Source organism: Pseudoalteromonas sp. Ps84H-4, from assembly GCF_024124645.1.
In the GTDB taxonomy this organism is placed as follows: Bacteria; Pseudomonadota; Gammaproteobacteria; order Enterobacterales; family Alteromonadaceae; genus Pseudoalteromonas; species Pseudoalteromonas lipolytica_C.
Genome location: NZ_JAMXSK010000019.1, coordinates 1 through 19,195, shown reverse-complemented (window position 1 = coordinate 19,195; position 19,195 = coordinate 1). Strand labels below are relative to the sequence as shown.

15 protein-coding genes are annotated in these 19,195 nt (G+C 39.9%); 6 read left to right on the top strand and 9 right to left on the bottom strand.

The window, feature by feature from the left end; translation table 11 throughout:
- Nucleotides 1–7: 7 nt before the first annotated feature.
- Nucleotides 8–574, bottom strand: coding sequence for an elongation factor P (gene efp, locus NH454_RS15870; RefSeq protein ID WP_135923400.1), 567 nt, complete (start codon nucleotides 572–574; stop codon nucleotides 8–10).
- A gap of 41 nt (nucleotides 575–615) precedes the next feature.
- Between efp and epmB the strand changes: the two genes are divergently transcribed.
- Nucleotides 616–1,629, top strand: coding sequence for an EF-P beta-lysylation protein EpmB (epmB, locus tag NH454_RS15865; RefSeq protein ID WP_253039641.1), 1,014 nt, complete (start codon nucleotides 616–618; stop codon nucleotides 1,627–1,629).
- A 260-nt stretch (nucleotides 1,630–1,889) separates the two neighbouring features.
- Here the strand turns inward: epmB and NH454_RS15860 are convergent, their stop codons facing one another.
- The gene (locus NH454_RS15860) at nucleotides 1,890–2,102 is read right to left on the bottom strand and encodes a hypothetical protein (RefSeq protein WP_135923398.1); all 213 of its coding nucleotides are present in this window, start codon (nucleotides 2,100–2,102) and stop codon (nucleotides 1,890–1,892) included.
- 72 nt (nucleotides 2,103–2,174) lie between these two features.
- Here NH454_RS15860 and NH454_RS15855 point away from each other — a divergent pair, with 72 nt between their 5' ends.
- On the top strand, nucleotides 2,175–2,465 hold the full coding sequence (locus tag NH454_RS15855) for a hypothetical protein (RefSeq protein WP_054561134.1): 291 nt from the start codon (nucleotides 2,175–2,177) through the stop codon (nucleotides 2,463–2,465).
- Nucleotides 2,466–2,627: 162 nt separating this feature from the next.
- On the opposite strand, the gene NH454_RS15850 is transcribed toward NH454_RS15855, so the two are convergent.
- Nucleotides 2,628–3,143 carry a DUF3016 domain-containing protein gene (locus tag NH454_RS15850; protein WP_253039640.1) on the bottom strand — a complete coding sequence of 172 codons (516 nt, stop codon included), beginning with the start codon at nucleotides 3,141–3,143 and terminating at the stop codon, nucleotides 2,628–2,630.
- A 290-nt stretch (nucleotides 3,144–3,433) separates the two neighbouring features.
- Nucleotides 3,434–3,937, bottom strand: coding sequence for a DUF3016 domain-containing protein (locus tag NH454_RS15845; protein ID WP_135923396.1), 504 nt, complete (start codon nucleotides 3,935–3,937; stop codon nucleotides 3,434–3,436).
- A gap of 229 nt (nucleotides 3,938–4,166) precedes the next feature.
- On the opposite strand from NH454_RS15845, the gene galE reads away from it, so the two are divergent.
- Together galE and NH454_RS15835 are read left to right on the top strand one after the other, a co-directional pair.
- The gene (galE, locus tag NH454_RS15840) at nucleotides 4,167–5,180 is read left to right on the top strand and encodes a UDP-glucose 4-epimerase GalE (protein WP_135923395.1); all 1,014 of its coding nucleotides are present in this window, start codon (nucleotides 4,167–4,169) and stop codon (nucleotides 5,178–5,180) included.
- A 353-nt stretch (nucleotides 5,181–5,533) separates the two neighbouring features.
- Nucleotides 5,534–6,696, top strand: a protein-coding gene (locus NH454_RS15835; RefSeq protein ID WP_253039639.1) for an IS3 family transposase whose coding sequence is annotated in 2 segments (ribosomal slippage) — nucleotides 5,534–5,789 and nucleotides 5,789–6,696 — 1,164 coding nt in all. Because the reading frame shifts where the segments join, the coding sequence is not laid out codon by codon here.
- Between the two features lie 242 nt (nucleotides 6,697–6,938).
- Here NH454_RS15835 and mutT read toward each other — a convergent pair.
- The 3 genes from mutT to NH454_RS15820 all read right to left on the bottom strand — a co-directional run bounded on the left by mutT (nucleotide 6,939) and on the right by NH454_RS15820 (nucleotide 11,074).
- Nucleotides 6,939–7,340 (bottom strand): 8-oxo-dGTP diphosphatase MutT, encoded by a 402-nt coding sequence (gene mutT, locus NH454_RS15830; RefSeq protein WP_138558968.1) that lies wholly within the window; start codon nucleotides 7,338–7,340, stop codon nucleotides 6,939–6,941.
- 62 nt (nucleotides 7,341–7,402) lie between these two features.
- A complete protein-coding gene (gene secA, locus NH454_RS15825) occupies nucleotides 7,403–10,111 on the bottom strand; it encodes a preprotein translocase subunit SecA (RefSeq protein WP_135923393.1) in 2,709 nt (902 codons plus the stop codon).
- Between the two features lie 489 nt (nucleotides 10,112–10,600).
- The gene (locus NH454_RS15820) at nucleotides 10,601–11,074 is read right to left on the bottom strand and encodes a DUF721 domain-containing protein (RefSeq protein ID WP_135923392.1); all 474 of its coding nucleotides are present in this window, start codon (nucleotides 11,072–11,074) and stop codon (nucleotides 10,601–10,603) included.
- Nucleotides 11,075–11,821: 747 nt separating this feature from the next.
- Between NH454_RS15820 and NH454_RS15815 the strand changes: the two genes are divergently transcribed.
- Together NH454_RS15815 and NH454_RS15810 are read left to right on the top strand one after the other, a co-directional pair.
- Nucleotides 11,822–12,736, top strand: a complete 915-nt coding sequence (locus NH454_RS15815) for an NTP transferase domain-containing protein (RefSeq protein WP_253039638.1) — start codon at nucleotides 11,822–11,824, stop codon at nucleotides 12,734–12,736.
- A gap of 13 nt (nucleotides 12,737–12,749) precedes the next feature.
- The gene (locus NH454_RS15810) at nucleotides 12,750–13,829 is read left to right on the top strand and encodes an aminoglycoside phosphotransferase family protein (protein ID WP_199526678.1); all 1,080 of its coding nucleotides are present in this window, start codon (nucleotides 12,750–12,752) and stop codon (nucleotides 13,827–13,829) included.
- A 553-nt stretch (nucleotides 13,830–14,382) separates the two neighbouring features.
- Here the strand turns inward: NH454_RS15810 and NH454_RS15805 are convergent.
- Nucleotides 14,383–15,972 (bottom strand): hypothetical protein, encoded by a 1,590-nt coding sequence (locus tag NH454_RS15805; protein ID WP_253039637.1) that lies wholly within the window; start codon nucleotides 15,970–15,972, stop codon nucleotides 14,383–14,385.
- Nucleotides 15,973–16,269: 297 nt separating this feature from the next.
- The gene (locus NH454_RS15800; RefSeq protein ID WP_253039636.1) at nucleotides 16,270–18,360 is read right to left on the bottom strand and encodes a YjbH domain-containing protein; all 2,091 of its coding nucleotides are present in this window, start codon (nucleotides 18,358–18,360) and stop codon (nucleotides 16,270–16,272) included.
- Nucleotides 18,361–19,195 lie beyond the last annotated feature (835 nt).

Below are 19,195 nucleotides of genomic sequence, written 5' to 3'. Positions count from 1 at the left end.
AAGCCTATTACTTAACGCGGCTCACGTATTCACCGCTACGTGTATCAACCTTGATCACTTCGCCGATTTGTACGAATAGAGGAACACGAACAACAGCACCAGTGCTTAATGTTGCTGGTTTACCGCCAGTACCTGCTGTATCACCTTTTAGACCTGGATCTGTGTCAGTGATTTCTAGTTCAACAAAGTTTGGTGGAGTAACGGCGATTGGGTTACCGTTCCAAAGCGTGATTGTACATACGTCATTTTCAACTAACCATTTAGCGTTGTCGCCAAGTGCTTTTTCGTCAGCAGCGATTTGCTCAAATGTTTCGTTGTTCATGAAATGCCAGAACTCACCGTCAGTATATAGATACGCTAAATCGGTATCCATTACGTCTGCACCTTCAACGGTCTCACCTGACTTGAACGTTTTTTCTAGTACTTTACCTGTGATAAGTTTACGAATACGAACACGGTTAAACGCCTGGCCTTTACCTGGTTTTACCATTTCATTTTCTAAGATGCTGCAAGGTTCGCCGTCTAACATAATTTTTAGGCCGCCCTTGAACTCATTGGTGCTATAATTCGCCATCGTTTCCTCTGTCTAAATAATTTCGAGTAATCTACGTGTCAATGATACAAAGAAATGAAGTAAATTTGCATAAAAACTGGCAAAAAGAATTGGCAAATGTTGTCACTTGTCCTGAACGCTTGCTAGAAATGCTAGGATTATCAAGCAAAGTAGACGAAAAAGACCTCAAAGCACGCAGTCTTTTTCCTGTCCGTGTGCCGCTGCCTTTTATCAAAAAAATGCGTTATGGCGACATAAACGACCCTCTTTTGCTGCAAGTGATGCCTCGCCATCAAGAATTTTTAGCAAAAACAGGTTACGACAAAGACCCCTTAAAAGAGCAAGATAACAACCAGCCTGGTTTGTTACACAAGTATCGCTCTCGCGTTTTAGTGATGTTTAAAACCGGTTGTGCGGTAAATTGTCGCTATTGTTTTAGACGCCATTTCCCGTATCAAGAAAACCAATTAAACAAACGCAGCTTGATTGATGCACTGGCTTATATAAAAGCCGACAGCAATATTAACGAAGTCATTTTAAGTGGCGGCGACCCTTTGATGGCCAAAGACGATGCCGTTAGTTGGTTTATGGATGAGCTCGAACAGCTACCACAAATTAAACGCCTACGTATTCACAGCCGCTTACCTGTGGTGATCCCTGCAAGAATTACTGATGAGCTATGTGCACGCTTTGCTGCATCATCGTTAAAAGTGGTGTTTATAAACCATATCAATCACGCTAATGAAATTGATGATGACTTTAAAGCGGCTATGCAAAAATTAAAAGCTGTGGGTGTTACCTTATTAAATCAAGCGGTGTTACTAAAAGATGTGAATGACTCTGTTGAGTCGCAAGTTGCGCTAAGTGAGGCACTGTTCGAGGCCGATATATTACCTTACTACTTACATCTACTAGATAAAGTGGAAGGTGCCAGCCACTTTGATATAGCTGAGAGTCAGGCACGAGAAATCGTTACGGCTATGCTGGCAGCATTGCCGGGGTTCTTGGTTCCTAAGCTGGTGCGCGAGATCGGCGGCGAAAAAAGTAAAACGCCAATCGATCTAAGGGCGTGTTGACCTTTGCTGATTGAAATTTGTTCACTCTAGGGGCGATTTAATCCCGGCGCGAGATTTGTAACCTAGTGGGCTAAGTAAAAATCGAGTAACAAAGAGTTAATCGCCCCTAGGAAGAACCCGAAGGGCAGCGCGTGTTTGGCATTAATGCTGCGTTATCGCCTATTTATGGGGAACAACCACACTGCATAGGCTCTGCTTTGCCTAAATACCAAACACACTGCTGCAAAATCAATCATAAAGGGTCAACACGCCCTATCTAGTTAAACGTATACGTTAACGTTATTACCTAGTGTCGCAGTTACCGACTTAGCAGGTGTTTGCGCTGCTGCACTCGATGTGGCTGCACCTTCGATTAGCGCTAGAGCTGCTGCACCTTCTGCTTTTTGCTGTTTTTTAGCAAGCGATGCGCTGTAAACTTCGGCGCTTTCACCACCGCCACTCATCGCTGGTAAGCTTGATCCTGATATATTCATAGTTCATTACCTGACTTTTTATGACAATCCACGTACTATATCGGCATTGCAGTCTAAAGCTTTAGGAAAAAAATGGATTCAATTATAGAACAGCTAAATGCTAACCTAAAAATCGTTTACCGTCAGGCACTTGATGCCGATAAAAAATTAGATGACTTACAGCAGCAAGGGCACGGCAAATTCACAGCCTTATTTGCAAAAGATGCTGGCTTTGATTTTGAAGCTAAACGCTTTAAACCTTACGTTCTCGATGTTGCTGCTGATGTAGAAAGCTTAAGCAACGACGGTATGGACGAAGAAAAACTGAAAAAAACCGTTATTAAACTGCAACAGCTATTACAACTGTTAGCGACGTTTAAGTAAACTAACGGAAAAGTGAAAGTGGATCTTTAGCCATAAGTTTAACAATGAGTATATTCATCGTTAAAACTCATATAGTTAATTTTGGCAGCGCTTTTATATCTTGTTAATTATGCACACAAAAGCAAAAACACTCGATATAAAGTTGCTGCCATAAAAGCGTATTTATTCAGCTGAGTCAATTGACGGAAGCAGTTTATCCTCAAACCACTCGGCTATCAGTTTATTATCGTAATAGTATGAATCTTTGTAACGCATTACGATACCATCTAGATAGCTCATATCTTTAAGTTTCAAGTTGCTATCTTGGCTAACAACTTTTCCATCATTACTCTTAACTGTATAATTTAAGGTAATTTTAGGTGAGTATGTAGATGACATTACGCGAGGTTCGGTACTATTGCCATTGCCATTACCTAACAGTACTTCACCAGCAAGATCTAAATCTGTTACCTCAACAGAAAAAACATAACCATCAGGTAATTTACTTGCTAATTTTCTAAACGTTTTTTCGTGGTTACGCTTAACGCTGTTATAGTAATTTTCTTTTTTCCAGTTACTCCCTGGGCGCACATCACTGTAGTCATCAAAATTTTGCCATTTTACTTCGGCTTCACCAGAGTAGGCAAAAGCAGGTAAAAGTAAACTAGTTACAAGTAAAGCTTTATTGATCTTAATCATTCCATTTCTCCATAGGTTTCAAACTATTACATAATCAACATTTATAAAATGTATAGTGTGAACACCAAGTAAAAATCATGTAATAGAATAATAATATGGTTCAAAATGTAACCAAGATCAAGACTATGAATACTTTTAGTACTTTAGGTATTGAACGTTAAACGAATAAGCTAAAAGAAAAACTTATATACGGTAGTCTCAATAAAATGAAATTTATAAGTTGTAGCAGCAGTTAAATATGTATTTAGTTGTACTATTTACTTACTGCTACAGCCACATAGTGACTAAGTTTATTCATCAAGGTTTAACGACGGTAATAGCTCATCTTCGAACCAATCAGTAATTAAACGTTTATCGTAATAATAAGCCTCGTCACGACCCATCTTCATACGATCCATGAATCCCATATCTTTGAGTTTTACATCGTTTGCTTCGCTTACGACCTTACCGTTTTTATCGGTAATTGAATAATTTAGGTCGATACGCGGAAAGTAAATTGGCTTGATAATACGTAGCTCATTCATGGTACCAAAACGCACATCACCAGCTAGATCGAGCTCTGTCACCTCAACATTAAAGGTATAACCTTCGGGTAGCTTTTCAGCTAGTTTGTTAAAGTGTTTTTCAAAATTATTTGCCACATTTTTATGAAATGCGCCTTTTGGTGAGTTATTCCCTGGGCGTACATCACGATAATCATTAAAGTCATGCCATTTAACTTTTGCTTCGCCTGCATGAGCAAAAGCCGGGAGCGTAACCATAAGCGCTAACGCAACTTTTTTTACTATATTCATCATATTCTCCAGTTAACAGGTTTAGCTAGTGCTTAAAAATTTAGCAGCTGACGATTAACTATAGCTTAATATGTAATCAGCTAGGTGTAACCAATATGGTATAAAGTGTAATCAAAAACAACTACCTCACCTTGCCATACAGAATAATAATCACATTTTATTCATGTAATTTAACGCGAAATATGATGAAATAAGCCTAATTTAATCAGGTATAGTTTATGGAAATCTTATGACCATTTTAGTTACCGGCGGAGCCGGATATATCGGTTCACATACCGTATTAGAATTATTACAACAGGGTAATGATGTTGTTGTACTTGATAATTTAAGCAATTCATCAAATGAGTCATTGGCTCGTGTTAAAAAAATCACGGGTAAAGATGTCACGTTTTACCAAGGTGACATTTTAGATAGAGCCTGTTTAGATAAAATCTTTAGTGAGCACTCAATCGACAGCGTTATCCACTTTGCAGGTTTAAAAGCAGTGGGCGAATCGGTTATTAAACCTATTGAGTATTACCAAAACAACGTACAAGGCACGTTAACGCTGGTTGATGCAATGCGCGACGCAGGTGTATTCAAATTAGTATTTAGCTCATCAGCAACGGTTTATGGCGACCCAGCAAGCTTACCAATTCGCGAAGACTTCCCTGTTGGTGGCACAACAAACCCATACGGTACATCAAAACTCATGGTTGAGATGATGCTACAAGATATTGCTAAATCGGATGAACGCTTTGCCTTTGTAATTTTACGTTACTTTAATCCTGTTGGTGCGCATGAGTCGGGACTAATCGGTGAAGACCCTAATGGCATTCCTAACAACTTACTGCCGTATATTTCTCAGGTGGCAGTTGGCAAATTAGAAAAGCTAGGTGTATTTGGTGATGACTACGATACGGTAGATGGCACGGGCGTGCGTGATTATATTCATGTAGTTGATTTAGCACTTGGTCACTTAAAAGCGCTGAACCGCATTGCTAGTGATACAGGTGCGCACGTATTTAACCTTGGCACAGGCAATGGTTATTCGGTATTACAAATGGTTAATGCCTTTGAAAAAGCCAGCGGACAAGCTGTTCCTTACCAAATATCGCCGCGCCGAGCGGGTGATATTGCTGCATGTTACGCTGCCCCAGAAAAGGCGCTAAAGGAGCTTGGCTGGCAAGCTGAGCGCGGCATTGACGAGATGATGCAAGATACGTGGCGCTGGCAAAGTAAAAACCCTAACGGTTATAAATAAGCACTAGCCTTGGTGTTGAACAAATGGCTGTTCTCTGTGTCCTCTGTGGTTAGAAAAAGATCTTTAATTCACAAAGAGGACAAGAGGCGCTGCGCTTTAGAGAAAACAAAAAACGTAATTATCACTTCCTCATTCTCTTCTCATTCACTTCTCTTTGTGCAAAAAATATTTGAACCACAGAGAACACCGAGGCGCTTCGCACTACACAGAGAAACCAATATTTACTAAGAAATTTTGATCTCTTCCTCTGTGCTCTCTGTGTCCTCTGTGGTTAGAAAAAGATCTTTGTTGTGCTTCAATGAAACCGGACACTAATTTAGGTGGTATTATTACCACTCAAACAGAGGTGTTCTATGACAAAACAACGTCGCTCTTTTTCTCAAGAGTTTAAACTTAATTCAGCAAAATTAGTCCTTGATGATGGATACTCATTTCCAGAAGCCGCTCGTTCACTAGAAGTCGGTGAAACAGCCCTTCGACGTTGGGTTAAGCAATTACAAGAAGAGCGTGGTGGCACAACACCAAATTCTAAAGCGCTTACTCCTGAGCAGCTTAGAATTCAGGAGCTTGAAGCTAAAGTTAATCGGCTTGAAAGAGAAAAAACAATTTTAAAAAAGGCTACTGCTCTCTTAATGTCAGACGAGATAAACAATATTCGTTGATAGACCAATTAAGTGAGCATGAGTCAGTGGAAATGGTCTGTAGCGTATTGAATGTTCCGCGTTCGAGTTATTACGATTTTAAGCAGCGTGTGACATCAATTAAACTTGAAGAGGTGCAGCTTAGATCAACAATTAACGAGTTATTTTCACTCAGTCGTGGAGCTGCTGGTAGCCGCATGTTGACGGTGATGCTAAAAGACGCTGATTTAACTGTAGGCGTTTTTAAGGTACGCCGTATCATGCGTGATATGGGGTTGGTCTGTAAACAACCAGGGCCTCATTCATATAAATTAGCGACGGCGGAACGACCAGATATTCCAAACAAACTTAATCGTGAGTTTAAAGTAAATAGCGCAAATCAAGTTTGGTGTGGGGATATCACCTATATTTGGACGGGTAAAAAGTGGTCTTATTTGGCTGTTATTATCGATTTGTTTGCTCGCCGTGTGGTTGGTTGGGCGATGTCTGATAAGACTGACACTGACTTAGTTATTAAAGCATTAGATAGGGCTTACGAACAACGAGGCAAACCATCTGGACTGATGTTTCATTCAGATCAAGGTAGTCAGTACAACGCAAGAAGGTTTCAACAAAGACTGTGGCGCTACCGGATAGAGCAAAGTATGAGTCGCCGAGGGAATTGTTGGGACAATGCGCCAATGGAGCGTCTATTTAGAAGTTTAAAAACAGAATGGGTTCCCTCATTAGGTTATAGTAATTATCAAGAAGCTGAAAAAGATATTAGTAATTATTTGATGAATTATTATAACTGGCACAGGCCACATAGCCATAATCAAATGGTTGCCCCTCCTATAGCAGAAGAAAAACTTAATTCACTGTCCGGAATTAGTTGACCACAACAATAGAGAAACCAAATATTTACTAAGAGATTTAGATCTCTTCCTCTGTGCTCTCTGTGACCTCTGTGGTTAGAAAAAGATCTTTAATTCACAAAGAGGACAAGAGGCGCTGCGCTTTAGAGTAAACAAAAAACATAATTATCACTTCCTCATTCTCTTCTCTTTGTGAAAATATTTTCGGCACTAAAGTACCTCCTACACGCATCTCCCACCAACAACACCGTTCGGCTTAAAGCTTACAGCTCAAACCTCTGCTTTATCTTTTCGATAATCTCAACATTCGCAGCTGGAAAGCTGTAATCATCAAGCTCGCTCAGTGCAACCCACTTACCTTGTTGGCCTTCTGCGCCATGAGCAGTGCCTGTGAAATCATCAACAATGTGCACATCTAAGCGCACGCATTTATCGCCGTAGTCATGCTCGATAACCATTAGCTCTTCGCTGCCGTTTACGGTTAGGTTTACTTCTTCTAACAGCTCACGCTGAAGTGCTGCAAACACACTTTCGCCCTGCTCTACTTTACCGCCAGGGAATTCCCACAAGCCGCCTTGGTGTTTGTCGTCTGGGCGCTTACAAATAAATAACTGCTGATCTTTATAAATAACGCCAACAGCAACATGCACTACTTTTTTTGTCATTTGTTATTCCTCAATCATAAAAAAAGCGACGCAAGCGTCGCTTTTTTATCAGCGTATTATGGTTACTTTAATTTACCGCAACACTGTTTAAATTTATTACCTGAACCACATGGGCAAGGCTCGTTACGGCCTACTTTAGGCTCTGCACGATGAGTTACTGTAGCACCTTCTGGTGTTTCGCCACCAATGTGCTCAGCTTCTTCGTGTTGGTATTCACGTGGTGCATTTTCGCTACGACGATGTTGTTCTTCAACTTTCTCAACATCTTCTTCTGCGCGAACTTGCACTTTACTTAAAATACCAACAACGTCGATTTTTAAGTTCTCAAGCATTTCAGAGAACAGCTCAAACGACTCACGCTTGTACTCTTGCTTTGGATTCTTCTGTGCGTAACCACGTAAGTGGATACCTTGACGAAGGTGGTCCATCGCTGCCAAGTGATCTTTCCAGTGTTGGTCTAGGCTTTGTAGCATAATCGCTTTTTCGAATTGACGAAGTACAGACTCACCTACCATCTCTTCTTTTTGCTTGTATGCTTGCTCAACCGCTTCTTCGATACGCTCACGAAGTTTTTCTTCGTATAGTTTGCTATCGTCAGCTAACCATTGTGAAATTGGTAGCTCAATTAAGAAGTCTAGTTTTAAGCGCTCTTCAAGACCAGGAATATCCCACATTTCAGCTAAGCTTTGCGGTGCAATATATTGGTCAATCGTACTGTTAAGAACGTCGCTACGAATTGCTGTGATAGTTTCTGAGATATCGCCTTCTTCAAGTAGCTCGTTACGCTGTGAGTAAACAACACGACGTTGGTCGTTTGCTACATCATCGTACTCAAGTAGTTGCTTACGAACGTCGAAGTTGCGTGCTTCAACTTTACGTTGTGCGTTTTCGATTGCACGGTTAACCCAAGGGTGCTCAATCGCTTCGCCACGTTGCATACCAAGTTTACGCATCATGTTAGTCATGCGCTCACCAGCGAAGATACGCATTAGCGCGTCGTCCATTGATAAATAGAAACGGCTTGAACCCGCATCACCTTGACGACCAGAACGACCACGTAACTGGTTATCGATACGACGAGACTCGTGACGCTCAGTACCAATGATGTGTAAACCACCCGCTTCGATTACTGCATCATGGCGTTTTTGCCACTCATCTTTAATCGCTTTGATTTGTTCATCAGTCGGGTTTTCTAGCTTTTCAACTTCGCTGTGCCAGTTACCACCTAACACGATATCGGTACCACGACCGGCCATGTTAGTTGCAATGGTTACTGTGCCAGGTAAACCTGCATCGGCAACAATGTCTGCTTCTTGCGCGTGGAACTTAGCATTAAGTACGTTGTGCTTAATTTTTTCTTTGCGTAAGAACTGCGATAAGTACTCAGAACTTTCGATAGAAATCGTACCCACAAGTACCGGTTGACCGCGTTCTTGACAATCTTTGATATCAGCAAGAATTGCTTCGTACTTCTCTTCTTGTGTTAAATAGACAAGATCAGCACGATCGTCACGGATCATCGGTTTGTTAGTTGGCATTACTACTGTGTCTAGACCATAGATAGACTGGAACTCAAACGCTTCGGTGTCTGCTGTACCTGTCATACCCGCTAATGTGTCGTATAAACGGAAGTAGTTTTGGAATGTGATTGATGCCAATGTTTGGTTTTCGTTTTGAATGCGCACACCTTCTTTTGCTTCAACAGCTTGGTGTAAACCTTCTGACCAACGACGACCTTCCATTGTACGGCCTGTATGCTCATCAACGATGATAACTTCGTTTTCTTTAACAACGTAATCAACGTCTTTTTGATACAGCTTGTGAGCTCGTAGCGCCGCATACACATGACTTAATAATGTGATGCTAGAAGCTGAGTAAAGTGAATCACCTTCTTCGATTAAGCCACGCTCAATTAATAGTTCTTCAACTTTGATTTGGCCACGTTCAGTTAAGTGAACTTGCTTAGATTTTTCGTCGATAGTGAAGTCGCCGTCACCTTCAACGCCTTCTTCATCTTCTTTTTCTTGTAGCTCAAGTTCTGGCACAATTTTGTTGATTTCGATGTAAAGCTCAGAGCTGTCTTCTGCAGGGCCTGAGATAATAAGCGGCGTACGCGCTTCATCGATTAGGATTGAATCCACCTCATCCACTACTGCGTAGTAAAGTGGGCGTTGCACACGTTCTTCAATGCTAAATGCCATGTTATCGCGAAGATAATCAAAGCCAAATTCGTTATTCGTACCGTAAGTAATGTCGGCAGCATAAGCGATTTTCTTTTGCTGTGGCATCATGCCTGGTACGTTGCAGCCTACTGTTAGGCCTAAGAATTCAAATAATGGACGGTTAGTTTCGGCGTCACGTTTTGCAAGGTAGTCATTCACTGTAATTACGTGAACACCTTTACCTGTTAAACCACGAAGGTATGCAGGTAATGTTGCAGTAAGTGTTTTACCTTCACCGGTACGCATCTCTGCGATACGACCTTGATGTAACACCATACCACCTAGTAGCTGTACGTCGAAGTGACGCATGCCATTTACACGCTTAGATGCTTCACGTACCACAGCAAATGCTTCTGGTAAGATATCATCTAGGCTTTGTCCGTTATCGTAACGCTCTCTAAATTCAGCTGTTTTTGCTTTTAAATCTTCATCAGAAAGCGCTTCTAATTGCTTTTCAAGCGCATTAATTAGAGCGACCGTCTTTCTTAGGTTTTTAATAGTGCGGTCATTGCGACTACCAAAAATCTTGGTAAATAAATTAGATATCATGATAAAACCGTTACAATATATTCTTTGTTAGCTAGTCATTAGCTAACCCACTTTCTTCAATTGATAATTAATATGCGCTTATGCTCATGATGTAGGGCATATTAATTAACAATTTATCAGTACGCTGTTCAAAACACCGCTTATTTCGTGCGCTATCATACCAGAGTCTGCGCAACATCAAACCTTCTGTGTGTGAAGATATGGAATTTCGGCAAGAAAATTTAAAAATCAGCCATAATCTTTGATCTAACCCCATAAAAAAGGTGAAAACAAGACCACTGAGTAGATATGGCGACAATTGAAATAAAATCAAGATCAGGGATGAAAAAAGGAGCTCAATTGTAGGCGCGATTTTATATCGCGCATAAACCCTAGGCGTCACGCTTGCTTGGCGCGCCTGCCATACAACGCTAATCATGCACATCAACACATAACCAACAGACAATGCTGGGCAACTCAAAACTGACGGCTGAAAGCTGATGGCTTTACTTATTTTTTCCGCCCGTGTTGGGCTAAGCGCTCTAATTTTTCTTTTAACGATGGAGGGGCGTCAGCAGCGATAGCTGTTAAATAGTCTGCCGTTTGCTCACTCATATGGCGCTTTGATTGCGGTTTTTTTTCAGCTTCTTTTGATGTAGATAAGCGCTGAGTAGCTTGTGGGTTGGCGGTAATTTTAATTTGTCCAAGCTCTACCATGCCAGCGGCACGAAAATGCGAGAGCATATCCATTTTTAAATAATTTAAACGCAGTGCAATCGGTGCAGAAACCGCTTCAATCATCAAAGTACCATCGCGGTAATTACTTACCCGGCATTTTTTGGAAAGCGTTTCACCTAAAAACTCGTCTAAAATCGTTTGTTGGCTCGAAAGGCCTTGGGTTTTACCAGCATAAGACGCTAAACGACCACTCAAGCCCGCCATAATATCGCCAAGAGCCTTTGGCGCATATCTATCTTTTGCCATTAAATCTTCTACCTAAAGGGGTTAATCACCACATAGGGAATATACCACCTACGTAAATATGAAGCTATTAGGTTTAAAGCACAAGATGCAAGATGCAAGATGCGATTTTGTTAATGTAAGTCGTCATTTATGGCGACAAGATATTACGTACGTTTTATCAATGACGCGCTAAAGCACGACCTACAAGAAAGCGCGAAATAAATTTCACGCCTACATCAAAGACATCTAATCGCACAAAGAGGATAAGAGGCGCTGCGCTTGAGAGAAAACAAAAAACATCATTATCACTTCCTCACTCACTTCTCTTTGTGTAAAAAATATTTGAACCATAGAGAACACCGAGGCGCTTCGCGCTACATAGAGAAACCAAATATTTATAAAGAGATTATAGTCTCTTCCTCTGTGCTCTCTGTGACCTCTGTGGTTAGGAAAAAGATCTTTAGCTCACAAAGAGGATAAAAACCGCTGCGCTTTGAAGTAAAAATTAAGTAAGTTCTTGGTTTACCTCTTTCTTTTCTCATTCACTTCTCTTTGTGAAAATAGTATAAAAACATGTTTAACCACAGATCTCATTGTAAAAATATTTTCGGCACTAAAGTACCTCCTACATGCATCACCCATTCCGTTTAAAGCTTCTTGAATTCCTCAATCGTTTAAAATAATTCTTTGCGTTTGCTAGCTCGCAATAATATTTTTCCTTTGGGGTTTCTGGTACTCTTTTCCTTTATTTTTTAACTTATTCACACAATGACACAACACTCTCTTACTTTAATCGTACTAGCCGGTGGGCTTGGTAGTCGTTTTGGCGGAAACAAACAAATAGCAGAGATCCCAGGGTTGGGCTGCACCATAATGGAATTAAGCATTCGTGATGCAATAAAAGCGGGTGTAAGCCAAGCTGTTATCATCATAAATAAAAAAATCCGCGCCGAACTTGAAGCAACCATACTGCCTCGCTTACCTAAATCACTTGAGGTTGTGCTTGTTGAACAAGAAATTAGTATGGTACCTGAGCAGTACAGCCACTTAGCGAAAGATCGTATTAAGCCTTGGGGAACTGGGCATGCTCTGTTATGTGCAAAGCCCTATGTAAAGAACCCCGCTATTGTCATCACTGCTGATGATTATTATGGGGCATCCTCTTTTGAAATAATGGCTAAACACTTTAAAAATAATAACGATTGGGCCATGGTTGGTTTTCCAATCAAAAACACACTTTCTGAACAAGGTGGTGTAAATCGTGGTGTTTGTGAAGTGAATGAACATCAACAACTTACTAATGTGATTGAGTATTTAAATATAAAACTTGAAGATAAGACCTTATATGGTGACAACCCTCAGGGTAAGCGCGAAGTAATTTCGCACGAAGCTCTAGGTTCTATGAGTTTTTGGGGAGTAACGCCAAACATATTCAACGAGTTAGAAATAGGCTTTGCGCAATTCCTAGAACATAATGACAACGGTGTCACAAAAGAGTATTATTTACCGGATCAAATCCAAACTGCTGTTAAAAACAATCAACAATCTGTCATGGTCTATCAAGCGCAATCAGCCTGGTATGGCGTCACTTACAGAGAAGAGCTAGAAAAGGTTTCGAAAAAGCTTTATGAATTACATCATGGACGAACAACCAGCAACCACAGCTGTTCAAACGCATTTTAAAAGTGAACTTTCTATGAAGTCTAACCCTGTTGCAGAACACTTATCAGAGTGTTTTGGCCTAAATAAAGTGGATATTAGCCTAAAACCGATTGGCAATGGCCATATAAATACCACCATGCTATTAAAAGCAGATGATCAAGCACTTGTGGTTCAAAAGTTAAATACAACCGTTTTTCCGAATCCTGAACAACTTGTTGAAAATGCTCGCTTAATTGAACAGCATTTAACTGAAAAGCACGACAATGGTGAATATAACCTCGACATTATTCGTCATGTGCCCACCATTCAAAATGACTTTTTAGTTGAGTGTGATCAAGGCGTTTGGCGCGCACTCGAATTTATTGGCGGCAGCTACAGTGAAGATGTGGTAGCAACCATATCGCAAGCACAAACTGCAGCCAATGCATTTGGACAATTTGCTTTAGCCTTACAAGATTTTCAGGCTGATCAGTTGCATCATGTGATCCCTGATTTTCATAATTTAGCAATGCGTTTTGACGCGTTCAAAAACGTGTTAGCAAAAGACCCAGCAAGCAGAGTAGCGCTTTGCCAAGACGATATTGACTTTTGTTTAGCACAACAAGGTTTAGTAACTGAACTTAAAGAGCTTGAGGGTAAGATCCCACTTAGACCTTGCCATAATGATACTAAGATTAACAACATGCTGTTTTGCACACAATCTGACGATGCTAAAGCAGTAATTGACCTAGACACCTGTATGCCGGGTTATTGGTTATTTGATTTTGGCGATATGGTGCGCACCTTCTGCTCACCTGAGCAAGAAGATTCTACTAATTTGAGCAATGTTCGTGTTCGTGAAGAGATATTTGCAGCGATTGTAAAAGGTTATGTTGAGCCTTTAAAAGATGTGATCACCGACACTGAAAAAGAAAGCTTTTGGTTAGGCACAAAGGTAATGACCTTTATGATCGGCCTGCGCTTTTTAACAGACTTTATTGATGGCGATAATTACTTTGCTACCAAGCATGCAAACCATAACTTAGAGCGTGCCCGTAATCAGTTTGCTCTTTACCGTGATATTCTTGAAAAAGAACATACTTTAAAAGCGATTTTAGAGATAAATAAAGGTTAGAGTTGCTAGTTATCGTAGGCGCGATTTTACATCGCGCAATATAAACCGTAGGCGTCACGCTTGCTTGGCACGTCTTACATTAAACTCCCAAGCAACAAAACATTTTGAACCACAGAGAACACAGAGGCGCTTCGCGCTACACAGAGAAGCCACTATCAACAAAGAGATAATGGTTTCTCCTTCTCTGTCTCTGTGCTCTCTGTGTCCTCTGTGGTTAGAAAAAAGAGCTATAACTCACAAAGAGGATAAGAGGCGCTGCGCTTTAGAGGAAAACAAATTAAGTAAGTTATTGGTTTACCTCATTCACTTCTCTTTGTGTAAAACAATATTTGAACCACAGAGAAACCAAATAATTATAAAGAGATTATATTCACTGATGCTCTTAACGCGCGTAATGAAAACAATAGTGCCAACGGTAGGCTTTCATGGCACAGATCATCAGAGTAAGCTCAAGATGGGCTAAAGGTTCTTAAAAAGCAGACAAAAAAAAGCCGCTTAAAGCGGCTTTTTTCATGGCAGGGCTGTTAAGCCCTAGGTATTACTAACAAATCTATTAGTTAGCACTTGTAGTTACATCACAAGTGATTGCACGGTTGATAGTAACATCTGAACCGGCTTCAACTTGCTCAACAACGCCACCATTAGCATTAAGAGAAGCTAGCGCACCAGAGTACTTAACACTAACAAAATAAGTTTCACCTTCGATCATGTTAGTTAGAGTATATACACCACCACCATTAGATGTTGCTTTCTCTCTAGCTTTATTTTGATCTAAGTAGTATTTAACGTTTGAACCAGTAGCTGTAACTGGTGCTGCACTTTCGTCATTGCTACAAGTTGTAGTTAAAGTAACTACTGAATCAACAAGAGTAACTTCAGCAGGTGCAGTTACAGAAGCATTAATTGTAGTACCACAAATAGCTTCCTCATTAACTGAGTCATACCAAACATCATTAGTCTTCTTGTCTACTAACGTGATTCTAGCAGTACCATCTGCTGCAAACTTTTTACCAGAAATAGTTACTGAATCAACTTCACTAGCTTTAAGTACTTTAGTTAATGAATCAGTCTCAGATTCAAATTTTAACTGTAAGCCTTTAGCAACAGATTCACTGAAGTTAATAGTAACTTGGTCATTTGCACAAATAGCAGTTTCAGTAGTTGCAGCAAAGAAAGTTAAGTGATCAGTCATGAAGCTAGCATTGTAGAAGCTGCCATCTGCCATTAGATCTTTAACTTCAACTTGCTGAGTTTCAGTTGTCCATACACCAGTGTCTTCGTTTTGAGAAACAAGTGTTAACATATCACCAGTTGAAACACCTTTGTCAGCTGGGATAGCCATTGAAACTGTAATTGGTTGAGAGAACTTCTTAATTTTAACGCCGTTGCTGTCAACCATTTCAACACTTGCAACACCTACAGGTTGTTTAACTGTAGTTGTAGAACCAGCATTTAAACCTTCAGGAGTAATAGCAGCGCCTGCAGATGAGCTTGTATCAGCAGCTGTTACGCTAAGAGTTACAGAGTCACCTTCTACTGGGTTACCGTCTGCATCTTGTAAAACTGTACCACCAGGAACAGTTACTGCAGCTGTAGCTTTACCATTTGCAACACCACCAGTGATAGGATCTGCAGAGCTACCACCAGAAACTGTAGAGCTAGTTTCTTCAACAGCTAGACCTTCCGTTTCTTCAGATACTACTGGTAGTAATACTTCTAAGTCACCTTCACTTAGTTCTGAAAGGTCGATTACAAATGTTTTTTGTACATAAGAATCAGCCATAACAACAGCAGTTACTGAATTTACGTCTGCGCCGTCTTTAAGTAAGAAAGAGAAGTTACCATCTTCAGTTGTAACAGAAGTAACTGCATTGCCTTCTTCGTCAACAAGACTAGTAGAAGCAACACCGTTTTCGAAAAACATTACAGTTGAAGGAACAACATTTAATGTAGCACTGTCAACAATGTTACCGTTTACAACTGCACCAAGTTCAGCTGGCGCTTCAGGTGGAACAACTACTTCTGTAGGTGGATCAATCGGATCTGGCACGACCTCATTTTTGTCGTCATCACTCGAACAGCCTGAAAGAGCAAAAACAGATGCTACAGACATTGCTAGTAGCGTTTTTTTGTTAGTAAACATAGGGAGTCCTTTTATTCCTTTTTAAAATAAACGTATCAAATAAGGTCGAGATATAAGAGAAATCACTAGCTAAACCCATAGCTAAAAGTATTATATAGAATGATTTCCCACTGCTACCTAATAGGTTAAATAACAATCACAACATTTGCAACTATCATTTTACACAAAGAGCCTTTATTTTACTAAAAAAGGCTCAATAAAAATTATAGATAATATTTACAATCCAGCAATTAGAATTACAAAAAATAAATTGTTGTGACGAATTTAATTTTTTTGTTCCAAAAACAACACCAACCACTATTTATATTCTAAATAAACATCTCTCAAGCGACTAAAGTTAGCGTATAAATATGCTTTAGATAACCTACCTTGGTTCAGATACTTACGATCAAGACTAACTGCGTTAGAAGGTAAGTAGGCTCTATTAAATGCTAAGTTATTATGAGACTCACCAACTTGAGAGCTAATTGAGTGTCGCCAAGCTTCTGAACCCTTAACTTGTCCATAACGTGTCACCGACATATCTTTACGTGGTGAAAGTGGAATACTAAAAGCAAAACCAATTTTTCTTACGTTCGTATCTTGTGCATATACAGCAAGGTAACTATCGCCAAACCAAAAACGACTTTCTACTTTAAAGCCAGAGTCATCATAAAAGTAGTTACCTGCTTCGGCATGTAACGTAATATCACGCTCAACCCAATTATATTGATAAGACACAACTTGAGTATCTTTATTAGCATCAAAATCTTGATAATCAAAATAACCAATATTGGCACTCACTTTATGGCGGCCTTCAGGGCTTAGCCAAGCTGTTTCGTTTTGAATACCCATATAGTCTTGGTAATCTTTAAAATAACCAACCTGAGTTTGATTATAAATGCCGTAAGGTAATGCAAATGTTTGGTAAAGTGTTGCTCTATCAAATTCTGACTCTTCTCGGAAATACCTAAATGGCGCATCTTCATCAAAGTCGTCACTATTTGCTACATTAATTTGACCACCAAGGTTAATACCGCCGCCTTGCCATAGAGGTATGTCTACATCAGCACGAACTGCTAATGAAAAGTCATACAAACCTAGCTCAGTAGCATAGCCATTTGTAAGTGCCGGGCTAAAGGTTACACGAGGTTTAAAATAAGGCGAGTTAGTATTCATTAAACCAACCCAAGTAAGCGCTCTTGGCAGTGGCATAGTACCTTGATAAACAACTACTTCAGGATGCTTTTGCGAAAGAATAAACTCGCGATACTCGTCTACATTACCTTTTAGACTAAGTTGAGGAATATCTTGCTTAGACATAAAAACATTAAACTCAATGCCTTCACTGCTTACATATTGCGAAATTCGGCCAAGCACTAAACCAATTGCATCAAGGTCATTACGATTAAAAGTAGAGTTTTCAAACTTAACAACAATTTGCTTATCGTTATTAAAGCCAACTTGTACACTTTCGAAACCATCTTTAACTAAAGCATGCTTTAACGTTGCAGCTTGCCTTGTCATTTCTTTATTGCTTTCGAAATAACGGTGCGCGTTAGGATCTTTTATAGTTACAGGTTCTTTATTAGCGTTAAGTTTAAAGTAGGCTAGTTCATCACTTTCAGATACCACAGGCTCTGGCGCACTCTCTATAGCCTCATACTCAGGTTTTGAGAATAATGGCATTTTAAAGTTAACACCCCATGAAGTGTCTTCTTCACTGTGCTCTGTATTACTATAAAAACGGCTAGTGAATGTTAACTCGCCGATATTGTATAGCCATTTTTTAGGCACTGTGACTTTTACGGCTGCATTAAATGCATCTGCGTCATGCTCTGCTTGCAGTGCAAACCAGTCAAATGGTTGCCATTCAATACCAGCAAAAGGGCCATCCATTTGGCCTGTTAAACGGTCACTTACTGCGTAACCTGCTGAAAATCTAAAATCCCATAGCTCTTTTGAGGCAACTGCGTAGTAAGTTTCGTAGTTATTTGCTGCACCGCCGATATCTTTTGCACCAACAGCCACTGTAAACCAATCTTTAGGTATGTACGGCAATTGGTACTTAGCGTTAAAAGACAAATCTCTTAACTGCCCCTTACCCTCAGAATAAAACATATTATCGTTTATAGACTCAGTTGCTATTTGGCCACTAACCTCGAAGCCGTCAAATAAACCAGCAGAAAAAATAAAGTTATGGCCATCAATATACTCCCGCCCTCTTAGATCAAGCATATTGTTGTAACCAAGGTCGATATGACCAACCTCAATTACATTTGCATTAGGAGTGTTTATTAGGCCAGTATAGCCAGTAAAAGATTGATAGTTATTAATTTTTTCTGAAGCTAGCACAGGAGCGCAAAGGGTTGCTAACCCGCTAATGAGTAAAGTGTTCGCCTTTAGCATAACTCGAATCCATGAAGAATTATTAGAATTTTTTGTTAACGCCAATATAGCATTAATTAACTAAATTAGTTAGTTGTTCATGTTTAAAAAGTTAATACAAAAATGAAATTTAAATGATAGAGAAAACTAAATAATCTTGTGGTTTCCTTATTCACTTTTCATTGTGTTTAAACAATATTTGAACCACAGAGCGCACCGAGGCGCTTCGCGCTACATAGAGAAACCAATATTTAAAAAGTTTGATCTCTCCTTCTCTTCCTCTATGCTCTCTGTGTCCTCTGTGGTTATAAAAAGTTCTATAACTCACAGTTAGTTACAACTCTCTTCGCTCAAAAGAAAATAATTTTGTGGTTTCCTCATTCTTTTCTCATTCACTTCACTTTGTGTAAAAACAATATTTGAACCACAGAGCACACCGAGGCGCTTCGCGCTACACAGAGAAAACAATATTTAAAAAAGTTTGGTCTCTCCTTCTCTATCTCTATGCTCTCTGTGACCTCTGTGGTTATAAAATGCTCTTTAACTCACAAAGGCGTTACGCTTTAGAGAAAGTAAAAATAATCTTGTGGTTTACCTCATTCTCTCCTCATTCACTTCTCATTGTGCAAAAACAATATTTGAACCACAGAGCACACCAAGGCGCTACACAGAGAAACCAATATTTAAAAAGTTTGGTCTCTCCTTCTCTTCCTCTATGCTCTCTGTGACCTTATATGGACTCCCCGTTTTTTGTCAACGGAGTATTTATTAAATAAAGATTAGATGCTGGCTTATATACGGACTCTATTTGGGGAGCTACCCCTGGTCACTTTAATGTATTCGCCCCTTTATGACT